The following is a 21,733-nucleotide window of genomic DNA, read 5'->3' as shown; positions in this document are numbered from 1 at the left end:
CCAGTTCAGAAGTCGAAGTCGAACGCGAGCGCGGGCGGGCCGGGCCGGGCCGAAGGCGCCCGGCCGAGCTCGCCGAGCGGCGTGTCCGGCTCGGCGAGTGCCGCGTCGAGCAAGGACAGGAACTCGTCCCGGAACGTCTCCACGGTGGGGCGCAGGAAGAGGTTCGTGGCGTACGCCAGCCGGGCCTCGTACCCTTCGGGTGAGTCCTCGACCTGCAGGTCCAGGTCGAAGATCGTGCGCCGGGTGGCCTCCGGCAGCCACCGGGGCCGGCCGCCGAGGAAGTCCACCTGGTGCAGCCCCATGTCCTGCATCGCGAAGAACGCGTCGAAGAGCGGGTGGCGGCTGAAGTCATGCTCGCCCCGCATCGCCACCAGAGCGTCGAACGCGTGATCCTGGTGGTCGCCGGCGGCCACCGCGTGCCGGGCCACGGCTCGCAGATACGCGCGGAACGGCAGCTCGGGGGCCGGGTAGGCCCGCAGGCACAGGGTGTTGACGAACATCCCCTGAACCCGGTCCACGCCCGGCAGGTGCCGTCCGGAAAAGGGCGTCCCGACCGTCACGTCGTCGCCCCCGCTCACCTGTCCGAGGAAGACGGTGTACACGGCCAGGATCACCTGGAACGCCGTCACCCCTTGGGCGCGGGCCAGCTCCCTGACCGCGTGGCTGCGCTCCGCGCCGAACGCGAACGGCAGGTGGTCCCCCTCCGTCCGGCGGACCGCCGGCCGGGGCAGGTCGATGGGCAGATCGAGAGGTTTGACCGGCCGCGCGAACGTCTCGGCCCAGAAGCCACGCTGGGTCTCGGACAGCACGCGCCGCTCCGGCCCGTTCGCCCACTGCGCGAAGTCCCGGTAACGCAGCTCCACCTCGGGGAGCGGTTCGCCCCTGAGCAGCGCCGCCCACTCGGCCATCAGGAGGGCGAGCGAGCGGCCGTCGGTGAGGAGGTGGTGAATGTCCAGCACCAGCCGGGTCCCATGGTCATGCCGCGCCAGGGCCGCCCGCCACAGGGGGGCCTGATGGACGTCGAAGGCGCGGATCCACCTCTCGGTCCAGCCGTCGAGATTCGCACCGCGAAACAGGCCGACCTCGTCCAGCGCCGTACATAGCACCTCGTGAACGCGCTGGTACGGCTGCCCGTCGTCGCCCACGGCCACGTCGGTGCGCAGGATCTCGTGCCGCTCGACGAGGGTCGCGAGAGCGGCGCGCACCCGTCCGGCGTCGATCCGGCCGGGGAGGTCGACGACGATCGGCAGGTTGTACTGGGTGCTGGACGGGTCCTTGATCTGCTCGACATAGACGCCCTTCTGCTGGGGTGACAGCGGGGTCCGCTCGCCGGCCTGGCACGGACGCGGCCCCACCACGTCGGCGCCGTCCGCGGCACGGACCAGGTCGGCCAGCGCCGACACCGTACGGACCGCCAGCACGGCCGAGACCGGACAGGCCACCCCGAACCTCTTCCGCACCCTGGCGGCCAGCCGGGTCGCGGTGAGCGAGCTGCCGCCCAGCCGGTCGAGCGGGTCGTCGACGCCGATCCCGCGCACGCCGAGGACGTCCTCCCACAGCTCGACGAGCTCTCGCTCGAGCTCGTCCCCAGCCGTCCCGCCGCCCGCGGGGATCGGCTCGGGCAGCGCGGCCCGGTCCACCTTCCCGTTGACGTTGAGCGGCAGCGCGGGCAGCACCACGATCTGGGCGGGCACCATGTGAGCGGGCAGCACGCGCTCGATCTCCGTCCGCAGCCGCTCCGGTTCCAGGGACCGCTCACCCGAGACGTACGCGCGTAGGTGACCGTCGGACGAATCCGGAGCGCGCCGCTCCACGACCACCGCTTCGCGCACTCCGGGGCGGGCCAGCAACGCGGCCTCGACCTCGCCCGGCTCGACGCGCAGACCGCGCACCTTGACCTGGTGATCCGTCCTGCCGAGGAAGTCGATCGACCCGTCGGGCAGCCTGCGCGCCCGGTCGCCGGTCCGGTAGAGAAGCTCTCCTGGCCGGAAAGGGTGGGGGACGAAGGCGCGCGCGGTCAGGTCGGGGCGCCCGTGGTAGCCGAGCGCCAGCCCGTCGCCGCCGACGTACAGCTCTCCGGCGACGCCCGCTGGAAGCGGTTGTCTGTCCTGGTCGAGCACGTACGCGGTGGTATTGGGCACCGGGCGGCCGATGGGCACGCGTTCGCCGATCGGCTCGCGAACCTCGTGGCAGGTGGAGATGACCGCGTTCTCGGTCGGCCCGTACGCGTTGACGAGCCGCAGACCCGGATTGGCCCGCAGCACGGACCTGGCGTGCTTGGCCGAGAGCACGTCACCTCCGACCAGCAGGTCCCGCAGCGGCCCGAACACGGTCGGGTCCTCGCCCGCGAGCTGGCTGAACAGCGCGGAGGTGAAGAGCGCCGTGGTGATACCCCCGTCCGCCAGCGCCCGCCTCAACTGCGCGCCGTCGAGGAACGTCTCCCGGTCGAGGATGTGCACGGTCCCACCGCAGAGCAGGGCGGCCCAGGTCTCCCAGACGGAAGCATCGAAACCGGTCGCCCCGATCTGCGCCACCCTGGCCGTGGAGTCGAGCCGTACATAGCCGACGCCCCGCACCAGCCGGACGATGCCGCGATGCGGGACCAGGACGCCCTTGGGCCGTCCGGTGGTCCCCGAGGTGTACATCAAGTACGCGACGTCCGACGCGTCGCTCAGCGCGGGGAGGTCGGCCTCGGGTTCGGCCGACCAGTCCTGGGCGTCCACCGCGATGGCCGGCCCGCGGGCCGGCTCTCGCGTGGTCAGCTCTCGTGTGGTCAGCAGGAGGCCGGCGCCGCTGTCCTCGATCAGCTGGGAGATCCGATCCGCCGGATGGGCGGGGTCCATCGGCACGTAGAACCCGCCGGCCTTCAGCACGGCGAGCGCCGCGACGATCAGGTCGGGGGTACGCGGCAGCAGCAGCGCCACCGGTTCCGCGGGACGCAGCCCATCGCGGCGTAACCTCTGGGCCAGCAGAGTGCTGCGGTGGTGCAGTTCGGCATAGGTGAGCGTGGTATCTCCGTACACCACGGCCGGGTGGCCGGGCGCCGCCTCGACCTGCTCGGCGAAGAGCCGCTCGACGCGGCTGTCTCGGGGATAGTCCGTGGCCGTGCCGTCGCAGCCGTCCAGCAGCCGATCACTCATGGGAGATCACCCCCGCGAGGCCGTTCACCGTCGGGTGCAGGTACAGCTCGCGCATCGGAAAGGCGGGCAGGCCACGGTCACGCATGGCCGCCGCCACCCGCATGGCGTACAGGGAGTTGCCGCCGAGCTCGAAGAAGTTGTCGTCGGGACCGACGGGCACGCCCAGCACCGCCTCCCACACCGCGGCGAGCGCGCCCGCCAGCTCACCTGACGGAGCCCGGATCGGCGCGGCGGGCGCGACGACCGGCACGGGCAGCCCGCGAACGTCGAGCTTGCCGTTGGCGGTGAGTGGCAGCGTGTCGAGGGGCGTGATGGTGGCGGGCAGCATGTGCTCCGGCAGCACCTTGGCGGCTCGTTGCCGGATCGCCGCCGGATCGCCGCCGGCCGGCACCACGTACGCGTCGATGCGCGCTCCCGCGGCGTCCCGCTCGCCGTTCAGCACCACGGCGGCCGCCGTGACGGCGGGGTCGTCCAGCAGGACGTTGCGGATCTCGTCCAGCTCGACGCGGAATCCGCGCAGCTTGACCTGGGTGTCGAGACGGCCGAGGTGCTCCAGCCGGCCATCGGGCAGCAGCCTGCCCCGGTCGCCGCTGCGGTAGACGCGGCCCATGGTGAAGGGATCGGGCAGGAAGCACTGCGCGGTCAGCTCGGGACGGTCCAGGTACTCCAGGGCGACCCCGTCTCCCCCGACGTGGATCTCTCCGGGGACACCGCACGGCACGGGACGGCCGCGCTCGTCGAGGACGTACAGGTGCCAGCCGGGCAGGGCGTGCCCCACGGACCGCGACCCGGTCATCGCCTCACGGCGGGTCACGTTCTGCGCCGTCACGTGCACCGTCGTCTCCGTGATGCCGTACATGTTGACCAGCCGGCACCGGTCCTCCGGATACCGGTCGAACCAGGCCCGCAAGGGCCGGGCGTCCAGCGGCTCACCGCCGAAGATCACCAGCCGGACCGCCAGCCGCTCGTCCTGCCGCCGGTCGGCCTCCATGAGCTGGGCGAACGCCGACGGCGTCTGGTTCAGCACGGTGACGCGCTCGCGCGCCAGCAGCTCGCGGAACTCCTCGGGCGAGCGAGAGACCCAGTACGGCACCACGACCAGCCGGGCGCCGGTGAGCAGCGTTCCCCAGATCTCCCAGACGGAGAAGTCGAACGCGCTGGAGTGGAAGAGCGTCCAGGTGTCACCGGGACCGAGCCCGAAATCGTCACGGGTGGCCGACAGCAGGGCGATGACGTTGCGATGCGGCACCACGACGCCTTTCGGGCGCCCGGTCGAGCCCGAGGTGTAGATGACGTACGCGGCCTCACCCGGCCCCCGACCCGGCCCCCGCCGCTCTGGACGGGCACGGCCTGCCTCGCCGCCGTGGGTCTCCAGCTCCTCGGGCCTGACCACGCTCGCCGACCCGCCGCCGGGAAAGTCCTGGTCCGCGATGACGATGCGCAAGGCCGCGTCCTGAGCCGTGAACGCCAGCCGATCGGCCGGGTAGGCCGGATCCATGGGCACGTACACCGCGTCCGTCTTGAGCACGGCCAGCATGGCGACCACGAGATCGGGCGTGCGTCCGAGGCAGACGCCGACGCGCTCCCCGGGACGCACGCCCCGGTCGAGGAGGGCGGCGGCGAAGCGGTCGGCGCGCGCGTCCAGTTCCGCGTAGGTCAGGGAGCGGCCCTCGCAGGTGAGCGCCACCGCGTCGGGACGCTCCGCCACGCGGGCGGCGAACACGTCGTCGATCCGCTCCGGCCGCCGGTCCAGCCGCCGTAACGGACGGCCGAGAGCGACCACCTGCCGTGTCTCCGCCTCGTCCAGCAGCTCGACGTCGGCGGGGACCAGGCCGGCGGGCGCGTTGGCCAGCTGCTCGTAGGCGCGGGCGACATGGCGGGCGAAGCGCCTGGCCGAGTCGGCGTCCACGTCTTCCAGCCGGTGGTGTACCACCAGCTGAAGGCCGCCGTCCGGGGTGTGGCCGGGCACGATCGTGAGCGGGAATGGGGCTGTCTGGCAGGGAACGTGCGTACCGGACCCGCTCTCCGCCGGCTCGTCGGCGAGCAGACCGGCCACGGCCCGGCCGCCGGTCTCCGCGAGGAGTTCGGCGTACTGCCGCCCGTCGCACCGCCCGCCGCCCGAGGCCAGGGCTTGGGCGGTCTCGGCCACCAGTTCCCCCGCGGTGCGCGCGCCCGAAAGGTCCAGTGCCAGCAGGAGCCCGGCGTCGAACGCGCCCAGCGCTCCTTCCGGCCGCTCGGGCACGGGGCCGAGCACGCCGATGACCGGGTTCTCCTGGTTCTCGTACCGTCCGAGCACCAGCCCGACCGCCGCCGCCATCGTGGCCGGCACATCCGCTCCGGCCTCGCTTATCGCCACGGTGACCAGGCCGGTACGGTCACCCGCCGCGTCGTCGCCGCTGGCCCACGCAATACGTCCGGAAAAATCCGCTTCCCGCCATCTTTTGAACGTCTCGGCGTCTGCGGCGGCGATGGCATGACTCGCCGTCTTGTCGGTGAATCCCTCATACCGAGCCCGCCCGGTGAGCACGTCGGCCACGGCGCGCAGCGACAGGGCGTCGAGATTGGCGCGATGGGCGACGAGCACGAGGTCGGCGGGCCCGTCCGCGTACCGCAGCAGCACCGCGCGCAGCAAGGCGCCCTCCGCGTCCAAAGGACGGTGCAGTTCGGCCTCGACGCGGCGGCCCGCCACCGCGGAGTCGCAGGCGGCCGGAACCCGCTCGTCCCAGAGCCGGGGCAGCCGGTCAGGCGTGTCCCCCCACCAGGTGCGGACCGCGCGTTCGAAGAGTCCGGCCAGCCAGGTGGCACCAACGCCATCGGGCAGCCTGACGCGGCGGGCATGACAGTGTGCGGAGGGCGAGCGGTCTGGGGGAATGAGATCGGTTCGGGGCACGCGGTGATCTCCAGAGCGTGGTCGTGGTGAAAGAGCGGGCGTCAGCGTGCGGTGAAGCCGCCGTCGACGGTGAGTACGCTGCCGGTGACCTGCCGGGATTCGTCGGAGGCCAGCCATACGGCGGCCGAGGCGACGTCGTCCGGCTCGATGAGGGCGTTCATGGGCTGGGCCTGCACGAAGGCCTCCTCGTGCTCGTCCGCCGGCACGTCGAGCGAACGCGCGATCTCCGCCAGCATCCGGCCCTCGACCTGCGAGTCATCGCGGACGGAACCAGGGCACAGGGCGTTGACCCGCACCTTGCGGGGGGCGTAGTCGAGCGCGACGGCCTTGGTCAGGCCGATGAGACCGTGCTTGGCGGCCACGTATCCGGCGAAGTGCCGATATCCCACCAGCCCGGCGGTCGAGGCGATGTTGACGATGCTGCCGGATCGCTGCTCGACCATCAGTTTGCCGACCGCGCGGATGGCGCGCCACGCACCGGAGAGATCGACGTCGATCATCAACTGCCACTCGTGCTCGTCGATCTCGTGCGCCACCTTGCCGGAAGGCGCGGCGATGCCGGCGTTGTTGACGAGGACGTCGATGCGGCCGAAGCGCCCGATTGCCATGGACACCGCGGCCTCGACTTCGTGCGTCTCCCGTACGTCGGCCTGCCTGGTCAGGACGGAGACGCCGAACTCCCGGCAGAGTTCGGCCGTGTATTCGAGCTGACTGGCCGAGCCGAGCGCGTACGGCACACCCGGCAGATCGCGCGCGACGTCGAGCAGCACCAGGTCGGCGCCCTCCCGCGCGAACATCCGGGCACTGGCCCGGCCCAGCCCGCGGGCCGCACCGGTGATGACGGCCGTCTTCCCGGACAGGCGCATCGTCACCGCTCATCCGGCGTCGCGAGCTCGGCGCCGATCACGCGCAGCAGGGGAGCGGGATCATCGGCCAGGTACATGTGGCCCCCGTCGAGCTCCACGGTGTTGAACCCGGCGCTCGTGGCCCGCTCCCACTGGGCGATCATCGCCATGTCCACCAGCTCGTCGTCGAGGCCGTGCACGGCGGTGATCGGTGTGGACAGCGGCTTGTCGGACTGGGGACGGTAGCTCTCGTGCAGTTCGACGTCGGCGCGCAGCATGGGCAACAGCAGCGCCCGCATCTCGGGGTCCTCCAGGGCCGGGTGCGAGTATCCGGCGAAGGAACGGATCCGTGCCAGGAACGCCTCGTCATCCAGGCCGGTGGCGCGGCTCTCCCGCCCGCTCCACGGCCCGGGGGAACCGCTGACGTACAGGCGGGCGAGCCGCAATCCGGTCACGCCGCTGAGCCGGTGCGCCAGCTCGTACGCCAGCACCGCCCCGAGGCTGTGACCGAAGACGGCCACCCGGGAACCGGGGCCGATTCGCTGCAGCACCTGCGAGCACGCCTCGTCGGCGGCGCGGGCGGCATCGGTGTGCGGAGGCTCGACGAAGCGCTCCTCACGGCCGGGCAGTTGCACCGGCAGGATGCTCAGGCCCTCGGCCAGGTAGCGCTGCCAGCCCTTGAAGAAGGAGGCGCCGGCCCCGGCGAAGGGCAGGCAGATGAGGTAGGTGGGTTCCATGATCCGTTCTCCCGTCTGTAGACGGTGTCTCGGCTGTGGGGGGTCGCCTCGCCTGTCACGGCGTCGATGGGTCACGGCGCTGCGAACAGTCGCGAAACGTCACCGAACGTATGTATCCTTGATCGACACCGTCAAGATCCACATCTCCGATCTAACAAACACTTAAGGTTCGGATGTGATGCGCGGGGCCATACTCGACGCCGGACGTCCTTGATCTCCGGATCTCTGGCCGAACATCCGCCCGCATGCCACAATGCGGGGCACCGCAGCGATCATGACCACATGACCTGATGCCGCCTGCCCTACCGGGAGCCGCATGGGAGGGGGACCTCGAGCGCTTCCCTGCGTCTGCGGATCGCAGCTTTGGCGAATTGAGGACAGCGCGACGCATGAAGGGGAGTACATGGACCTAGCCGCTGAGGGCGACGCGCTGTCGCAGCTCATCACGACGATCATGAACGCCATGAGGGCCGCGGGCAACGACAACGACGAACGCCAGCTGGCGCAGATGTCCGAGGCGTGCAAGCAGCTGGCCGCCAGTCTGGATTCCGTGGGCGACAAGAACATCGACCCGGCCGTGCAGAAGGGCCGCAAGCAGTGGACCGGCGACGCGGCCACGCACTACCAGGAGATGGTCGACACCTACTTCGACCCGGCCGAACGGAAGGCGCTGGTCAAGAGCCTCGGCCACGTGTCGGAAGTGCTCCTCATGGCCAAGGAGGCCACCCACGAGACCAAACGGGCGTTCCGGGAGCTGCTGAAATCCATCCTCCAGGCGTTGGCGATCAGCGTGGTCCTCTCCATGTTCACAGGCGTGATGGGCAGGTACGCCGCGTGGGTCGCCAGAGCCAAGATCGCCGCCCAGGGCGCCGGCCTCGCGGCCACCATCCTGGCGCGGCTGATCTGGTTTCTCAAAAAGGTCGCCGTACCCCTGCGCAAGCTGGCCGAGCTGATGAAGAGGAGCAAGGCGCTCAGGAGGGGCCTGACGGTCTTCAAGTCGCAGAACTGGGTGCTGAACGGCACGCAGGGCATGAGTTTCGGCAAGACGGCCCTGACGTCCTTCAAGAGCTACGCCAAGATGTTCGGCCTCCAGCTGGGCGCCGGCCAGTTCATGTTCGTGGGCCTGGGCCGGGAGCTCAAGGGCCAGTCGTTCTTCGCGCCCTTCGGCCTCCAATACGCGCAGATGGTGAATTCCGCGGCGATATCGTCGGCCTTCCCCTGGGGCCGCGTCGGCTGGGACAAGGCGAAAAAGGCGTACGGCGCCAAGGCCCTCTTCGCGGCAGGAGCCATGACCGGAACGGGCTACACGATCATCAACGACAGGCTCGAAGGCAAGACGCTGGGGCAAATGGTCAAGGACATCGGGAAGGTGGCGGTGCTGAACGGCGGCTGGGGCGCCCTGAACGGTGCCGCACTCAAAAAGATCGGCATCACCGGCGACTTCCAGGTCCAGCTCTTCAACTCCACCGGCGCGATCATCCCCGGCACCGCCCTGCGCAACCTTCCCCCACCCATCGGCGTCCCCTTCAAACAGACGGAGCCGCCGGCGCACATCGACCATAAGAAGTACCCGGAGCCTGATACTCCCCCATTGATGGACTACCGGCCGCAGGACCCCACCACGACCGCCCCCCAGGCATCGTCGCACCAGGTCGGAGGGGAGGAGACGCTGGCAGGCATCGCCAAACGGGTCTACGGCAGCGAAAGGTACTGGCCCCAACTCTACGAGGCCAACCGCGACGTCATCGGCCCTGACCCCGGGGTCCTGAAACCGGGCACGCCGCTGAAACTCCCGAAACTGAAGTGACCGACTGGAGAGTGCGATGACCGGAAAGAGCAAGGAAGTCGGATATTCCACGGACGACCTGAAGAAGGGAGGAAAGGCCACCGACGAATCGATGAGCCTGCTGTCCACTCCCCGAAACGCTTTCGCCGAGGCGGCCAGGCCGACGTCCACCTGCTTCGGCCTGCTCCCCGAGGGATCCCAGGAGCTGGCCGACGACTATCTGAAGTTCTACACCAACACCATCGACTGGGTGGACTCCCTGATGTGGAACCTGAACAACGCGGGCCTGACTCTGAACCAGACCGGAAAGAACTACGACCGGACCAACCCGACCGGATAAGCCGTCAAAGGGAGAACATGAGTTCCGACGACTCCAAAAATATCTACCAGGACGAACTCCACCGAATCTCAGAACAAGCCGAACGGGCACACAGCCGCCTGAAGAAAGCCGGTGGCGGCTTCAACGACGTCTACGGCACCGGCGAGAGCGCCGACGGCAAGATCAGGGCCCGCACCGACTCCGGCGGCCGCATCACCGAGGTGCGCCTCGACCCCCGCGCCATGAAACTGAGCAGCCAGGACCTCGGCGAGGAGATCACCCTCGCGGTGCGGCGCGCACAGGACGACTGCGAGAGGAACCACGAGGAACTGCTACGCGACGCCGTCGGCCGGACGCCACCGTCCCCTGACGCGGCCATGGAACAGTTCGAGGAGGTCATGCACTCCTTCAACCACGCCATGAACAATCGAGAGAGCCGAATCGACCAGATCCTTCGGGAAATGGACCAGTAAGTCGACCGCGCCGCACCATGCTCAGGGGGCGCGGTCGACTGACAACGGTCAGCGCGACGCGCGGTTGACCGCCGAGATGATCGCCTTGAGCGAGGCCGTCGTGGTGTTGGCGTCGACGCCCACCCCCCACAGCACCCGGCCGTCGACGTCGCACTCCAGGTAGGAGGCCGCCTTCGCGTCGCTGCCCGCGCTCATCGCGTGCTCCACGTAGTCGAGCACCCGCACCCGGATGCCGACCTTGGCGATCGCGTCGATGAAGGCCGAGATCGGGCCGTTGCCAACGCCTTCGATCTCGCGGATCTCGCCGTCGAGCCGTACGTCGGCGCCGATGCGGTCCTTGTCGTCCCCGGCCGACTCGTGGCGGTGGGCCATCAGACTGAGGCGGCCCCAGCGGTTGGCCGGGTTGGGCAGGTATTCGTCGCGGAAGATGGAGTACATCTCGGCCGAGCCGATCTCGCCGCCCTCGGCGTCGGTGCGTGCCTGGACGACCTTGGAGAACTCGATCTGCAGCCGTCGCGGCAGGTCCAGCTGGTGGTCGGCCTTCATGATGTAGGAGACGCCGCCCTTGCCCGACTGGCTGTTGACCCGGATGACCGCCTCGTAGGTGCGGCCGATGTCCTTGGGGTCGATCGGCAGGTAGGGGACGGCCCAGGTGAACTGGTCGACCGGGACTCCGGCCGCGGCCGCGTCGGCCTCCAGGTGGTCGAAGCCCTTCTTGATGGCGTCCTGGTGGGAGCCGGAGAAGGCGGTGTAGACCAGCTCGCCGCCCCACGGGTGGCGCGGGTGCACCGGCAGCTGGTTGCAGTATTCGACGACGCGGCGGATCTCGTCGATGTCGCCGAAGTCGATCTGCGGGTCGATGCCCTGGGAGAACAGGTTCATGCCCAGGGTGACCAGGCAGACGTTGCCGGTGCGCTCGCCGTTGCCGAACAGGCAGCCCTCGATGCGGTCGGCCCCGGCCATGTAGCCCAGCTCGGCGGCGGCCACGGCGCTGCCGCGGTCGTTGTGCGGGTGCAGGGACAGGACGATCGAGTCGCGGTACTTCAGGTGGCGGTGCATCCACTCGATCTGGTCGGCGTAGATGTTGGGCGTGGCCATCTCGACCGTGGCCGGCAGGTTGACGATGACCTTGCGGTCGGGCGTCGGCTGCCACACGTCGTTGACCGCGTCGCAGACCTCGACGGCGTAGTCCAGCTCGGTGCCGGTGAAGGACTCGGGCGAGTATTGGAAACGTACGTCCACGTCGGTCGCGTCGGCGAGCTTCTTGACCAGCTTGGCGCCCTCGACGGCGATGGCGGTGATGCCGTCGCGGTCCTGTCCGAACACCACCCGGCGCTGCAGCGTGGAGGTGGAGTTGTACAGGTGCACGATGGCCTGCTTGGCGCCCTCGATCGACTCGAAGGTGCGCTCGATCAGCTCGGGCCGGGCCTGGGTCAGCACCTGGATCACCACGTCGCCGGGGATCCGGTCCTCTTCGATGATCTGCCGGATGAAGTCGAAGTCGGTCTGGCTGGCCGCGGGGAAGCCGACCTCGATCTCCTTGTAGCCCATCTTCACCAGCAGCTCGAACATCTGCAGCTTGCGATGGGCGTCCATCGGGTCGATCAATGCCTGGTTGCCGTCACGCAGGTCCACCGCGCACCATCGCGGCGCTTCGGTGATGACCCGATCAGGCCAGGTGCGATCGGTCAGCCGGATCGGCTCGAACGGCTGATAACGCTGGAAAGGCATCGGGCTGGGCTGCTGAGCGGTCATGTCGGGAGCTCCTCGTCGGTCGAAAGAAAAGCGGCCGACGCGCATGGCTCGCTCCGCGGCGAGGGAGCCGGCCTCAGTGGCCCCCGCCGCGGCAGCTAAGAAGGAGGCCACGCAGCATGCCTTGCACGCTACCAGACGTCTCGCGGTAAACCGTCCTTGATCTCACATGATGAGAACCGACAGGCAGGTGACGCAGCCTTCCAGCTTCTCGAACTCCGAGATGTCCACCAGCGTCACCTCCAGCCCGCGTTCCTGCAGCATCTTGCAGGTCCGCGGCGCGGAGGCGGCCATCAGCACCCGGTCGCCGCCCAGCGGCACCACGTGCGCCCCCGACTCCTCGGCGGGCACGAGCAGGCCCGGCAGGTCCGCGCGGTCGGGGTCGCCGATGAGCGTGCCGTCCGGCAGCGCCGTGACGGCCGACTTCAGGTGCAGGACGCCGGTCAGGTCCACAGGCACCACCTGCCGCTCCGGCAGCAACGCGGAGAGCTGGGTGATCCCCTCGTCGTTGGTCCTGCCCGACCTGCCGACGTACACGGTCCTGCCGACCTGAAGGACGTCACCGCCGTCGAGCGTGCCGGGCCGCGCGATCCTGACGGACTTGACCCCGAGCTCCCGTACGAGGGCCGCCACGGTGTCCACCTCAGGCCGTCGCTCGATCGCCCCCGGTCTGGTCAGTACGGCCAGCCGGTCGCAGACGACGACCATGTCCTCGACGAAGGGCCCGTCGGGCAGGTCGTCGGCCGCCTCCACATGGCGTACCTGCCACCCGGCCTCCTCCAGCGCGGCGACGTAGCGTTCGTGCTGGTCAAGGGCCCGTCCGGGATCGACCGGCTCGCGCTCCACATGCGTGACGATGCCCTCGGAGATCCGTGGGCCGGGCTTTCTTACCAGCGCGATACCAGGCATAGGCCGTGTTCTATCACGTAGTAACTAAAGTCTTGGACATGCGTGACAACGAGATTCTCAGCAAGATCAGCGATCTGGTCACCGAAGAGCACAAGCTGCGGAGCAGGCTGTCGGCGGGCGAGGTCAGCTCGGACGAGGAGCACGCGCGGGTCAAGGAGCTGGAGACGGCTCTCGACCAGTGCTGGGACCTGCTCAGGCAGCGCAGGGCTAGGAGGGACGCGGGCGAGAACCCGGAGGGCGCCAAGGCCCGGCCGGCCGGCGAGGTGGAGAACTACCGGCAATGACGGGAAAACGGGCCTGATCTCACCACTCCGTTTCCTTGATGTTAAGCGGACGTTAGATCTAGCCCGTCTCCCCTTGTCGGAACAACCTTCTGCGGAGAGGCTCTGGCCTGCACCTACTCCCCCCAGGCCCCGCACAGGAGGTATTCCAGTGAGCCAACCCCGCGTGCCGTGGAAGGCAGTGATCGGCGGTTCCGTCGGCAATCTGGTCGAGTGGTACGACTGGTTTGTCTACAGCAGTTTCGCCGTTTATTTCGCCGCCTCCTTCTTCCCCAATGGCAACTCCACCGCACAATTGCTCAACACCGCGGGCATCTTCGCCGTGGGCTTCTTCATGCGCCCGATCGGCGGCTGGCTGCTCGGCCGCTACGCCGACACGAAGGGCCGCAAGGCGGCGCTGACCATGACGGTCACGCTGATGTCGCTGAGCGCGCTGCTGATCGCCATCGCCCCGACGTACGCGTCGGTCGGCTACTTCGGCGCCGTGGTCCTGCTGATCGCCCGCCTCCTGCAGGGCATCTCCGTGGGCGGTGAGTACGCGGCCAGCGCCACATACCTGACCGAGGCCACTCCGGCGGGCAAGCGCGGCTTCGCCTCAAGCTTCCAGTACGTGTCGATGACCGCCGGTCAGCTCGTCGGCCTGGGCCTGCAGATCATCCTGCAGAACACGATGACCAAGGAAGCGCTCAACTCCTACGGCTGGCGCATCCCGTTCATCATCGGCGCCCTCGGCGCGGCGGTCGTGTTCTACCTGCGGCGCAACCTCCTGGAGACCGAGGCTTACGACGAGGAGGAGCAGGTCAAGGACGGCGAGAAGAGCGAGCGCGGCACCATCAAGGCGCTGATGGCCCACAAGAAGGAAGCGCTGCTCGTCATCGCCCTGACCATGGGCGGCACGGTCGCGTACTACACCTACACGACCTACCTCACCAAGTACCTGGTCAACACCGCGAACCTGCCGAAGGAGACCGCGTCGCTGGTCAGCTTCTCGGCGCTGTTCATCTTCATGTTGATCCAGCCGCTCGCCGGCGGGCTGTCCGACCGGATCGGCCGGCGGCCGCTGCTGATCACGTTCGGCATCGGGTCAATGCTCGGCACCGTACCGCTCATGACCGCGCTGTCCAGCGTCTCCGGCTTCGTCGGCGCGTTCATCCTGTCGCTGGTCGGCCTGATCATCATCACCGGCTACACCTCGATCAACGCGGTGGTCAAGGCGGAGCTGTTCCCGACGCACGTCCGGGCGCTCGGCGTGGCCCTGCCGTACGCCATCGCGAACGCCCTGTTCGGCGGCACGGCGGAGTACGTCGCGCTGTGGTTCAAGTCGGCGGGCATCGAGTCCGGCTTCTACTGGTACGTCTCGGGCTGCGCCGCCGTGTCGCTGGTGGTCTACCTGACCATGCGCGAGACGCGCGACGTGGCGCTCTCCCGCTCGGAGCGAGAGGGAGCGGCGGAGTCGGTCTCCGTCCGGGCCTAATCTGGCCTGATGCGAGTTCTCCTGGTCGAAGACGACGATCGACTCGCCTCCGCGCTCACCACGGCCCTCGCGCGCCATGGCCACCAGGTCGCGCGCGCCGGGCTGGCAGTCGACGCCCTCCGTCTGGCGGGGGGCGTCGACTTCGTCCTGCTGGACCTGGGCCTGCCCGACATGGATGGCCTTGAGGTGCTGCGCCGCCTGCGCCGGGTGTCGGCCGTGCCGGTCATCGTGGTGACCGCCCGTACGGAGGAGCGCGAGGTGCTCCGCGGCCTGCGGTCCGGGGCCGACGACTACCTGGTCAAGCCGTTCCGTACGGTCGAGTTGATGGCCCGTATGGAGGCCGTGATGCGCAGGGGCACCCGCCCGATGCCGACGCGGGACCACGTGGTCAGCGTCGGCGATGTGCGCATCGACCTGGAAGCCAGGCAAGTCACCGTGTCGGGTGAGCAGGTGACGCTGACCCGGCGCGAGTTCGACGTGCTGGCCCTGCTGGCCCGCGAGCCGGGCGTGGTGCGCAGCCGCGAGGAGATCCTGGACGAGGTCTGGGGCGACCCGCTGCTGTCCGCCTCCCGCTCGCTCGACGTGCACGTGGCCGGGCTGCGGTCGAAGACCGGCCGCCCGCACCTGGTCGAGACGCTGCGCGGCACCGGCTACCGCCTGGGTTCCACGGCGTGAACTCCCGCCTGGTGGTCACGTTCACCACGCTGATCGTGTTCCTCATCGCGGCGCTGGCGGTGCCGCTCGGCTTCGCCTACGCCTCGCACCGGACGAACCGCCTGCTGCTCGACCGCCGCGCCGACGCCACCCGCTTCGCGGAACTGGCCGACCAGGCCGCGCGCGACGACGATCGCACGGCGCTGACGGCCGAGGTCGTCCGTTACGCCGACCTGTACGGCGCGGCCATCCGCGTCCGCGACAGAGACGGCATGATCGTGGTCACGGCCGGCCGCTTCGAGGGCGACGACCAGGCGGAGACCCGGCTGGCGCTGAGCGGCCGCACGACCGAGGACCTGCCCACGATCAGCCCCTTCGGCCCCGCGAAGGTCCTGCTGGCCGAGCCGGCCGGCCGGGACGCGCAGTTGTCCGGCGTGGTGCTGCTCCAGGCCCGCACCGACCAGTCGCGGCTGGACGTCTCGCTCGTCTGGGGCGCGCTGGCGCTGGGCGCGCTGATCGCGCTGGGCTACTCGGTGCTGGCGGCCAGACAGCTGGCCCGCTGGATCCTGCGCCCGGTGACCGAGCTCGACCGCACCACCCGGGCCATCGCGGAAGGCCATCTCGACGCCCGGGCCAATCCCGGCGGGGGGCCCTCGGAGCTGCAACGGCTGGAGGAGCGGTTCAACGCGATGGCCGACGCGGTGTCGGGGGCGATGGAGCGGCAGCGGGCGTTCGTGGCCGACGCCTCGCACGAGCTGCGCACCCCGCTGACCGTGCTCGGGCTGCGGCTGGAGAACCTGGAGCCGCACCTGCGCTCCGACGGCACCACCGAGTTCGAGGAGGCGATGGCCGAGCTCGACCGGCTGGCTCTGCTGGTGGAGGACCTGCTGGCGCTGGCCAGGGTCGAGGCGGGCGCGGGCACCGAGGCCAAGGAGATCGAGCTGCGGCCCCGGCTGGCGGTGTGGCGGGAGGTCTACCCGGCCAAGGACCTCACCCTGCGGGTGGATGTGCCGGAGATGTCGCTGGTGCCGGAGGCGGCGGCCAGGGTGGCGGACATCGCGCTCGACAACGCCCAGAAGTTCGTGCCCGCGGGCGGCACGGTGACGGTCACGCTCTCCGACGGCGTCCTGCGGGTCGCCGACGACGGGCCGGGGCTGGCCGAGGAGGAGCGGGGTGACGCGCTGGGCCGGTTCTGGCGGTCGGGCGCGCACGCGAACGTGCCGGGCAGCGGGCTGGGGCTGGCCATCGCCACCGAGCTGGCCAAGTCGTGCGGGGCGACGTTGAGCCTGCTGCCCGCCGTACCCCATGGGCTGGTCGTGGAGTTGCGGCTGGCTGAGCCGTACACGGAGCTCTAGCGCTTGTTTACCCGTACACAGACCTGTAGTAGCGGGCGGCGCCGGGGTGCAGGGGGACGATGCCGGTGCCGATGGCGTAGCGCTTGTCGAGGAGGCCGCCCGGTGCCGAGGGGGCCCGCAGGCGGTCGCGGGCGCTGAAGAGCGTCCCGGTGACGGTGTAGGCCACGTCGTCGGACAGGGCCTGACGGCAGACCAGGTAGCTGGGTGTGCCGACGGTGGGGACCGGTTTCGAGCTGCCGTACACGCCCGCGGGGATGGTGGCGTGCTCGTAGACCGGGCCATAGATGCGGCGCAGCATCGGCACGAACGGCTCCAACGAGACGATCCTGATGCCGCCGAGTGAGGCGAGCGCGGGGGTGGGCACACCGCCCGACCAGAAGAACGCGTCGATCACGCCGTCGACGAGCGCCTTGATCGACCCGTCGAGGCCAAGCCTGGCGGTGATGTGATTACGTACCCCGGCGGCGTCGAGCACCCGTTCGGCGGTCACGGCGGTGCCCGATCCGTCGGCGCCGATGGAGACCTGCCGCCAGGCCAGGTCCTTGGGGGCGAAGATGTCCGAGTTGGCGCGTACCACCAGATGGACGTAGTTCATGTACATCCTGGCCAGCGCGGCGACGGGCTGGTGGCGCACGCGTACGGCGTCGTCGGCGCTGTCGGCGAGCGAGAACCCGAGGTCCGCCCGGCCGTCGGTGAGCATGGTGAGATTCTGGACGCTGGCCGCGGTCTCGATCACCTCAACGGTGAACCCGTCGCGCCGCAACTCGGCCGCGAACCGATCACCGAGCGCCCCGTACGGCCCACCGGCCAACCCGGTCGCCAGCCGCAGCGAGCGTTGCTCCGAGGCGGTGACCGAGCAGCCCGCAGCGTTCAGCGCGGCGAGCGCGAGAAAGACACGGCGGGACATCGGCACAGGCTCACGTTATCGAATCAAGCAGAATGGACAATGTGACCGAACGGGACGCGCACCTTCGAATCTCCGCAGACCTGATGATGTTCCTGCCCGTGAGCCGGCGCCGCGAACGCCACCGGATCGCCATCGGCGGCAGCTCGACCCTGGGCCACCACGTGGAGTCGGCCGGCATCCCGCTGACGGAGGTCGGGCCGATGACCGTCGACGGCCGCGGCGTCGGCCCCTCCTACCAGCCCGCAGCTGGCGACCTCATCGAGGTACGGCCGATACCCAGACCCCAGCCGCTGCCCCGCGAGCCCCGCTTCCTGCTGGACGTGCACCTGGGCACGCTCGCGCGACGGCTGCGCCTGCTCGGCCTCGACACGGCCTACCACAACGACATGGACGACCCGGCGCTGGTCGTGCAGGCCAACGAGGAGCGCCGGGTGCTGCTCACCCAGGACCGCGGCCTGCTGCGCCGCCGCGCGCTGTGGCTCGGCGCGTACGTGCGCGGCTCCCGCCCCCACGACCAACTCCGCGACCTGCTCGAACGCTTCACCCCGCCGCTGCGCCCGTGGACGAGATGCACGGCCTGCAACGGCGAGCTGACCCCGGTGGAGAAGCGCGAGGTGCTGCCGGTCCTTGAAGCGGGCACCCGGCACGCTTACGACGCGTACGGGCGGTGCCAGGAGTGCGGGCACGTGTACTGGCACGGCGCCCACAGCGGCCACCTGGAGGAGATCGTGGCGACGGCACGGCAGTGGGCGGCTACGGGCTGACGCAGGGGTCGAACCTGTCGGCCTCGGGCAGGTAGCGCTGCCACTCCCGCTCGGTCAGCGACCGACCGGCGCGGCGGCAGACGGCGGCCGCCACCTTGCCACCGTCGAGCGGGAACGTCCGCACCACGCCGTCTGGCATGGCGCTGTAGAGGGTGCCGCCGTCGGCGCTGAAGGCCAGTGACCCGTCGCCCAGTGGGATCTTCTTCTGGCCGTCGAAGATCAGACCGAGCGGCTGCCTGCTGGGCACGTCCCAAAGCCTGACCCGGTCGCCGTTCTCGTACGTGGCGATGGTACGGCCGTCAGGCGACCAGGCGATCCCCTGGATCGGGCTGTCCGGCACGGCGGGGAACGCCCCGACGGGCGCCTTCAGGTCCGCGTCCCACAACGCCATCCGGTCGGGCCCCGAGAAGGCGATGAGCCGGCCGTCGGGGCTGAAGGCGTGAGTACCGTTCAACCGGCCAAGCCCCTCGGCGAGCGGTAACCGGGCGCCGGTCACCGGGTCGATGGGTTGGGGCTCCGTTCCGGCCACCAGCAGCCTGCCGTCAGGACGGAAGGCGAGCGTGCCGGGGCCGGGCACGGCGGCGCGAGTGACGGTGCCCTTCGCCAGGTTCCACAGCTCGAGCGGAGCGCCGGTGCGGTCGGGCCTGGTGGGGGAGACGGCCAGCGTTCGACCATCGGGGCTGAAGGCCATGTCGTCCACGTCCGCGACCTTTATCGCGTCGAGCACGCGGCCCGTGTGCGCATCCACGATCCGGGTGCCCGACTCGTCGCCGACGGCCAGCCGCCCGCCGTCCCGGCTGAAGGCCAGCGCGGGCTCGCGGCCGATGACGCCGATCGGCGGCCCGGGTGGGCGCTTGGTCGCCACGTCCCACAGCCGGGTCTCCCCGGGCCTCGTGATGGCCACTGTGTGCCCACCCGGCCCCAGCAGCGCGTGCCCTTCGGAGGTTCCCGTGGTCAGCGGTTGGTCGAACAACATGGATATGTCCACGGTGTCGATCTCGCCATTATCGGCCTGGTAGCGCAGCACACGGTCGGCTTCGTCGAAGTGAACGTCGTTGATGCCCCCGGGCATGTCGCGCTCCAGAACGACCGACCATCCGGCGCGCCGCCACACTATGAGCTCCCCCAGGTAGGTCCAGCCCGCGACGTAGCGGTCGCCGAAGCCGAAGGCGGTATCTCGGTCCGATTCGCCGCCGTAACGTCCCCCGATCACGCCTCCGCCCGGGACGGTCCAGACACGCATCCGTCGCTCGCCCGGCGGTGGCGGATTCTCGCTGACCGTGAGCGCGCGCCCGTCGTCGCTGAGACGCACGTACGTGACGTCAGTCTTGGCGGGCAGCCAGGGCGCGGGCAGCCGCTTGCCGGTGCGCAGGTTCCAGAGCTCGACCTTGCCGTGCCCACCTGTGGACACCACGCCGACGTGGCGTGCCGGGTCCACCATGTCGAGCCCCGCTCCCGATCCGGCGGTCAGCCGCTTCCGGGTGGCCACGTCCCAGGCGCGCTCGGCGCCGCCGGTCCCCTCGGGTACAAGGAGGGTGCGACCAGCGCGGTCGAAGGCGAGCCTCCCCCCTCCCTCCGGCACCACGAACCCACCGCCGAACGTGGCGCCGATCGCCGTGCCCGCCATAACGTCCCAGAGGCGCACATCCTTGTCCTCCAGCACGGCGAGCGTCCGCCCGTCGGGACTGAGCGCGACCTGGCGCACGGCCGTGCCCACGCCGGAGAACTCGCGGAGCAGGCGGTGCGCGCGTACGTCCCAGAGCCGCACCCGGCCCTCCTGGACGGCCGCCAGCGTGCGTCCGGTGTCGTCCAGTCCGTAGACACTGCTCGGACTGGCGTACGGGTCGGTGAAGACGTCGCTCGCCGGCCTGGACAGCGACTCGTACAGCGCGCCCCGCGTCTCGACCAGGTCAGGGCTCAGCCGCCAGCCCGCGACGGTCAACAGCCTCGCCAGTTGCGGGTCGCTCTCCCGCAGATCAGCGGCCTGCAACGCGAGCGACTTGGCCAGCGCGTCGTCACGCTGTCTGCCGGACTCCCTGCGCAGGTACTCGGCCGTCCCCAGGCCGCCCAGGGCCGCCACCAGCAGTACGGCCAGCGCCGTCGCCAACAGGCCGCGCCTTCTGGACTGGCTTCTGGTCTGCTTGGCCGCTGCGTCGAGGAACTCGCGTTCCCTCCTGGCCAGCGTGAGGTCCTTGCGTTCGGCGGCGGCCCACTGGAGTGTCCGGTCGAGGCTGGAGCCGTGCAGCAGGTCGGCGGGTTTCCTGCCGTTGCCGTCCCAGAGGCCGGCCGCCTCGACCAGGCGCCGGTGCACCGGCAGCCCCTCGCGGTTGTCGGCCACCCAGGTCCGCAGCCGGGGCCATGCCTGGATCAGGGCGGGCTTGGCCAGCTCGTACGTCGTGCCGGTGCTCGTCACCAGGCCGGCCGCCTCGAAGAAGGCGAGCAGGGCGGACACGGCCTCGGTCTCGGGCAGCTCGTCGCGGGTCACCGGCCTGAGCGAGCCGTCGCCGTCGAGCATGCGCAGCAGCACCTCGGGGACGGCCGCCCGCTCGGCCTCGGACAGCTCGTCGTACAGCTCCTCGGCGATCGCGCCCAGGTCGGGCTCGGCCGGGCTCCTGAGCGAGCTGGCCAGCGCCCCGCCATGAGAAAGCGGGTCGCCGTCGGCGCCGATCAGGTCCAGCAGGGCCGCGCGCGCCGAGGGCCGCGCGGCCGGGTCCTTCGTGAGCGCGCTCGTCACGAGTCGTCCGAGCGGGTCGGCCAGGTCGGCCGTGTCGGGCCGGAAGTCCATGACCTCGCCGATGACCGCGACCGGCTCGCGTACCTCGATCGCGTCCTCGCCCCGCGCGGCGAACAGCACCACCAGCCCCCACGCCCACAGGTCCGCCGCGGCCGTCGCGCCCCGCCCGGCCAGGACCTCCGGCGCCATGTAGTTGGGCGTGCCCATGACCGGACCCGTGGTCGTCGGCCCGGCCTCGCGTGCCACGCCGAAGTCGATCACCCGGGGACCGTCGGGGCCGAGGATGATGTTGTCGGGCTTGAGGTCGCGGTGCACGACGCCGGCCTGGTGGATGGCCGTCAGCGCGGTGGCCACGCCGATCGCCAGGCGCCGCAGCGTGTCACCCTCGTAGGGGCCGTGCTCGGCGATCACCTGCCGCAGGTTGGGGCCGGGCACGAACTCGCTGACGATGTACGGCTCGGCCACCTCGATGATTCTGGCCGTGCAGAACGAGGCCACCCGCGCGGCCGCCGCCGCCTCCCTGGCCAATCTGGCCCGCGACTCTGGATCATCGAACCTGGGCACCTTGACGGCGACGCGCTCCCCCTCCTCGCCGTACGCCTCATAGACGACGCCCTGGCCCCCGGCGCCCAGCCGCCCGGCGAGCCAGTAGCGGCCCAACCGGTGCGGGTCTGAGGGAGTCAGAGGGATCATCAAGTGTGTAATTGTGGTCG

General features: G+C 70.3%; 16 protein-coding genes. 8 read left to right on the top strand and 8 right to left on the bottom strand.

The window, feature by feature from the left end; translation table 11 throughout:
* Positions 1-5: 5 nt before the first annotated feature.
* Genes AB0C30_RS23165 through AB0C30_RS23150 form a run of 4 tightly spaced genes read right to left on the bottom strand, consistent with a single transcriptional unit; the run spans position 6 to position 7,612 of the window.
* Entirely contained in the window at positions 6-3,140 is a 3,135-nt protein-coding gene (locus AB0C30_RS23165; RefSeq protein ID WP_357947347.1) for an amino acid adenylation domain-containing protein, read from the bottom strand.
* Positions 3,133-6,030: an amino acid adenylation domain-containing protein gene (locus AB0C30_RS23160; protein WP_357947344.1), complete on the bottom strand. Its 2,898-nt coding sequence runs from the start codon at positions 6,028-6,030 to the stop codon at positions 3,133-3,135. The genes AB0C30_RS23165 and AB0C30_RS23160 overlap by 8 nt, the downstream gene beginning before the upstream one ends.
* Before the next feature lie 41 nt (positions 6,031-6,071).
* Positions 6,072-6,896, bottom strand: coding sequence for an SDR family oxidoreductase (locus AB0C30_RS23155; RefSeq protein ID WP_357948128.1), 825 nt, complete (start codon positions 6,894-6,896; stop codon positions 6,072-6,074).
* A 2-nt stretch (positions 6,897-6,898) separates the two neighbouring features.
* Positions 6,899-7,612: an alpha/beta fold hydrolase gene (locus tag AB0C30_RS23150; RefSeq protein WP_357947341.1), complete on the bottom strand. Its 714-nt coding sequence runs from the start codon at positions 7,610-7,612 to the stop codon at positions 6,899-6,901.
* Between the two features lie 403 nt (positions 7,613-8,015).
* On the opposite strand from AB0C30_RS23150, the gene AB0C30_RS23145 reads away from it, so the two are divergent.
* Genes AB0C30_RS23145 through AB0C30_RS23135 form a run of 3 tightly spaced genes read left to right on the top strand, consistent with a single transcriptional unit; the run spans position 8,016 to position 10,190 of the window.
* Positions 8,016-9,419 carry a hypothetical protein gene (locus AB0C30_RS23145; RefSeq protein ID WP_357947338.1) on the top strand — a complete coding sequence of 468 codons (1,404 nt, stop codon included), beginning with the start codon at positions 8,016-8,018 and terminating at the stop codon, positions 9,417-9,419.
* A 16-nt stretch (positions 9,420-9,435) separates the two neighbouring features.
* A complete protein-coding gene (locus tag AB0C30_RS23140) occupies positions 9,436-9,738 on the top strand; it encodes a hypothetical protein (RefSeq protein ID WP_357947335.1) in 303 nt (100 codons plus the stop codon).
* Positions 9,739-9,755: 17 nt separating this feature from the next.
* Complete coding sequence (locus AB0C30_RS23135; RefSeq protein ID WP_357947332.1) at positions 9,756-10,190, top strand: YbaB/EbfC family nucleoid-associated protein; 435 nt, start codon at positions 9,756-9,758, stop codon at positions 10,188-10,190.
* A 48-nt stretch (positions 10,191-10,238) separates the two neighbouring features.
* Here AB0C30_RS23135 and leuA read toward each other — a convergent pair whose 3' ends face one another.
* A complete protein-coding gene (leuA, locus tag AB0C30_RS23130) occupies positions 10,239-11,945 on the bottom strand; it encodes a 2-isopropylmalate synthase (RefSeq protein ID WP_357947329.1) in 1,707 nt (568 codons plus the stop codon).
* 162 nt (positions 11,946-12,107) lie between these two features.
* On the bottom strand, positions 12,108-12,851 hold the full coding sequence (gene ddaH / locus AB0C30_RS23125) for a dimethylargininase (RefSeq protein ID WP_357947326.1): 744 nt from the start codon (positions 12,849-12,851) through the stop codon (positions 12,108-12,110).
* A 38-nt stretch (positions 12,852-12,889) separates the two neighbouring features.
* Between ddaH and AB0C30_RS23120 the strand changes: the two genes are divergently transcribed.
* The 4 genes from AB0C30_RS23120 to AB0C30_RS23105 all read left to right on the top strand — a co-directional run bounded on the left by AB0C30_RS23120 (position 12,890) and on the right by AB0C30_RS23105 (position 16,615).
* Positions 12,890-13,135 carry a DUF2630 family protein gene (locus AB0C30_RS23120; RefSeq protein WP_357947322.1) on the top strand — a complete coding sequence of 82 codons (246 nt, stop codon included), beginning with the start codon at positions 12,890-12,892 and terminating at the stop codon, positions 13,133-13,135.
* A gap of 148 nt (positions 13,136-13,283) precedes the next feature.
* Positions 13,284-14,606: an MFS transporter gene (locus tag AB0C30_RS23115; protein WP_357947320.1), complete on the top strand. Its 1,323-nt coding sequence runs from the start codon at positions 13,284-13,286 to the stop codon at positions 14,604-14,606.
* A 9-nt stretch (positions 14,607-14,615) separates the two neighbouring features.
* The gene (locus AB0C30_RS23110; RefSeq protein ID WP_357947318.1) at positions 14,616-15,281 is read left to right on the top strand and encodes a response regulator transcription factor; all 666 of its coding nucleotides are present in this window, start codon (positions 14,616-14,618) and stop codon (positions 15,279-15,281) included.
* The gene (locus tag AB0C30_RS23105) at positions 15,278-16,615 is read left to right on the top strand and encodes a HAMP domain-containing sensor histidine kinase (RefSeq protein WP_357947315.1); all 1,338 of its coding nucleotides are present in this window, start codon (positions 15,278-15,280) and stop codon (positions 16,613-16,615) included. The genes AB0C30_RS23110 and AB0C30_RS23105 overlap by 4 nt, the downstream gene beginning before the upstream one ends.
* 7 nt (positions 16,616-16,622) lie before the next feature.
* On the opposite strand, the gene AB0C30_RS23100 is transcribed toward AB0C30_RS23105, so the two are convergent.
* Positions 16,623-17,522: a TAXI family TRAP transporter solute-binding subunit gene (locus AB0C30_RS23100; protein ID WP_357947312.1), complete on the bottom strand. Its 900-nt coding sequence runs from the start codon at positions 17,520-17,522 to the stop codon at positions 16,623-16,625.
* A gap of 32 nt (positions 17,523-17,554) precedes the next feature.
* Here AB0C30_RS23100 and AB0C30_RS23095 point away from each other — a divergent pair, with 32 nt between their 5' ends.
* Complete coding sequence (locus tag AB0C30_RS23095) at positions 17,555-18,286, top strand: Mut7-C RNAse domain-containing protein (RefSeq protein WP_357947309.1); 732 nt, start codon at positions 17,555-17,557, stop codon at positions 18,284-18,286.
* Here AB0C30_RS23095 and AB0C30_RS23090 read toward each other — a convergent pair.
* The gene (locus tag AB0C30_RS23090; RefSeq protein ID WP_357948126.1) at positions 18,276-21,713 is read right to left on the bottom strand and encodes a WD40 repeat domain-containing serine/threonine-protein kinase; all 3,438 of its coding nucleotides are present in this window, start codon (positions 21,711-21,713) and stop codon (positions 18,276-18,278) included. The two genes, AB0C30_RS23095 and AB0C30_RS23090, sit on opposite strands and share 11 nt — an antisense overlap.
* Between the last annotated feature and the right edge of the window lie 20 nt (positions 21,714-21,733).

Origin of the sequence: Nonomuraea sp. NPDC048901 (genome assembly GCF_040649695.1) — a bacterium.
Classification (GTDB): Bacteria; Actinomycetota; Actinomycetes; order Streptosporangiales; family Streptosporangiaceae; genus Nonomuraea.
The sequence above is the reverse complement of the archived record's forward strand: the minus strand, read 5'-3'. Positions and strand labels throughout refer to the sequence as shown.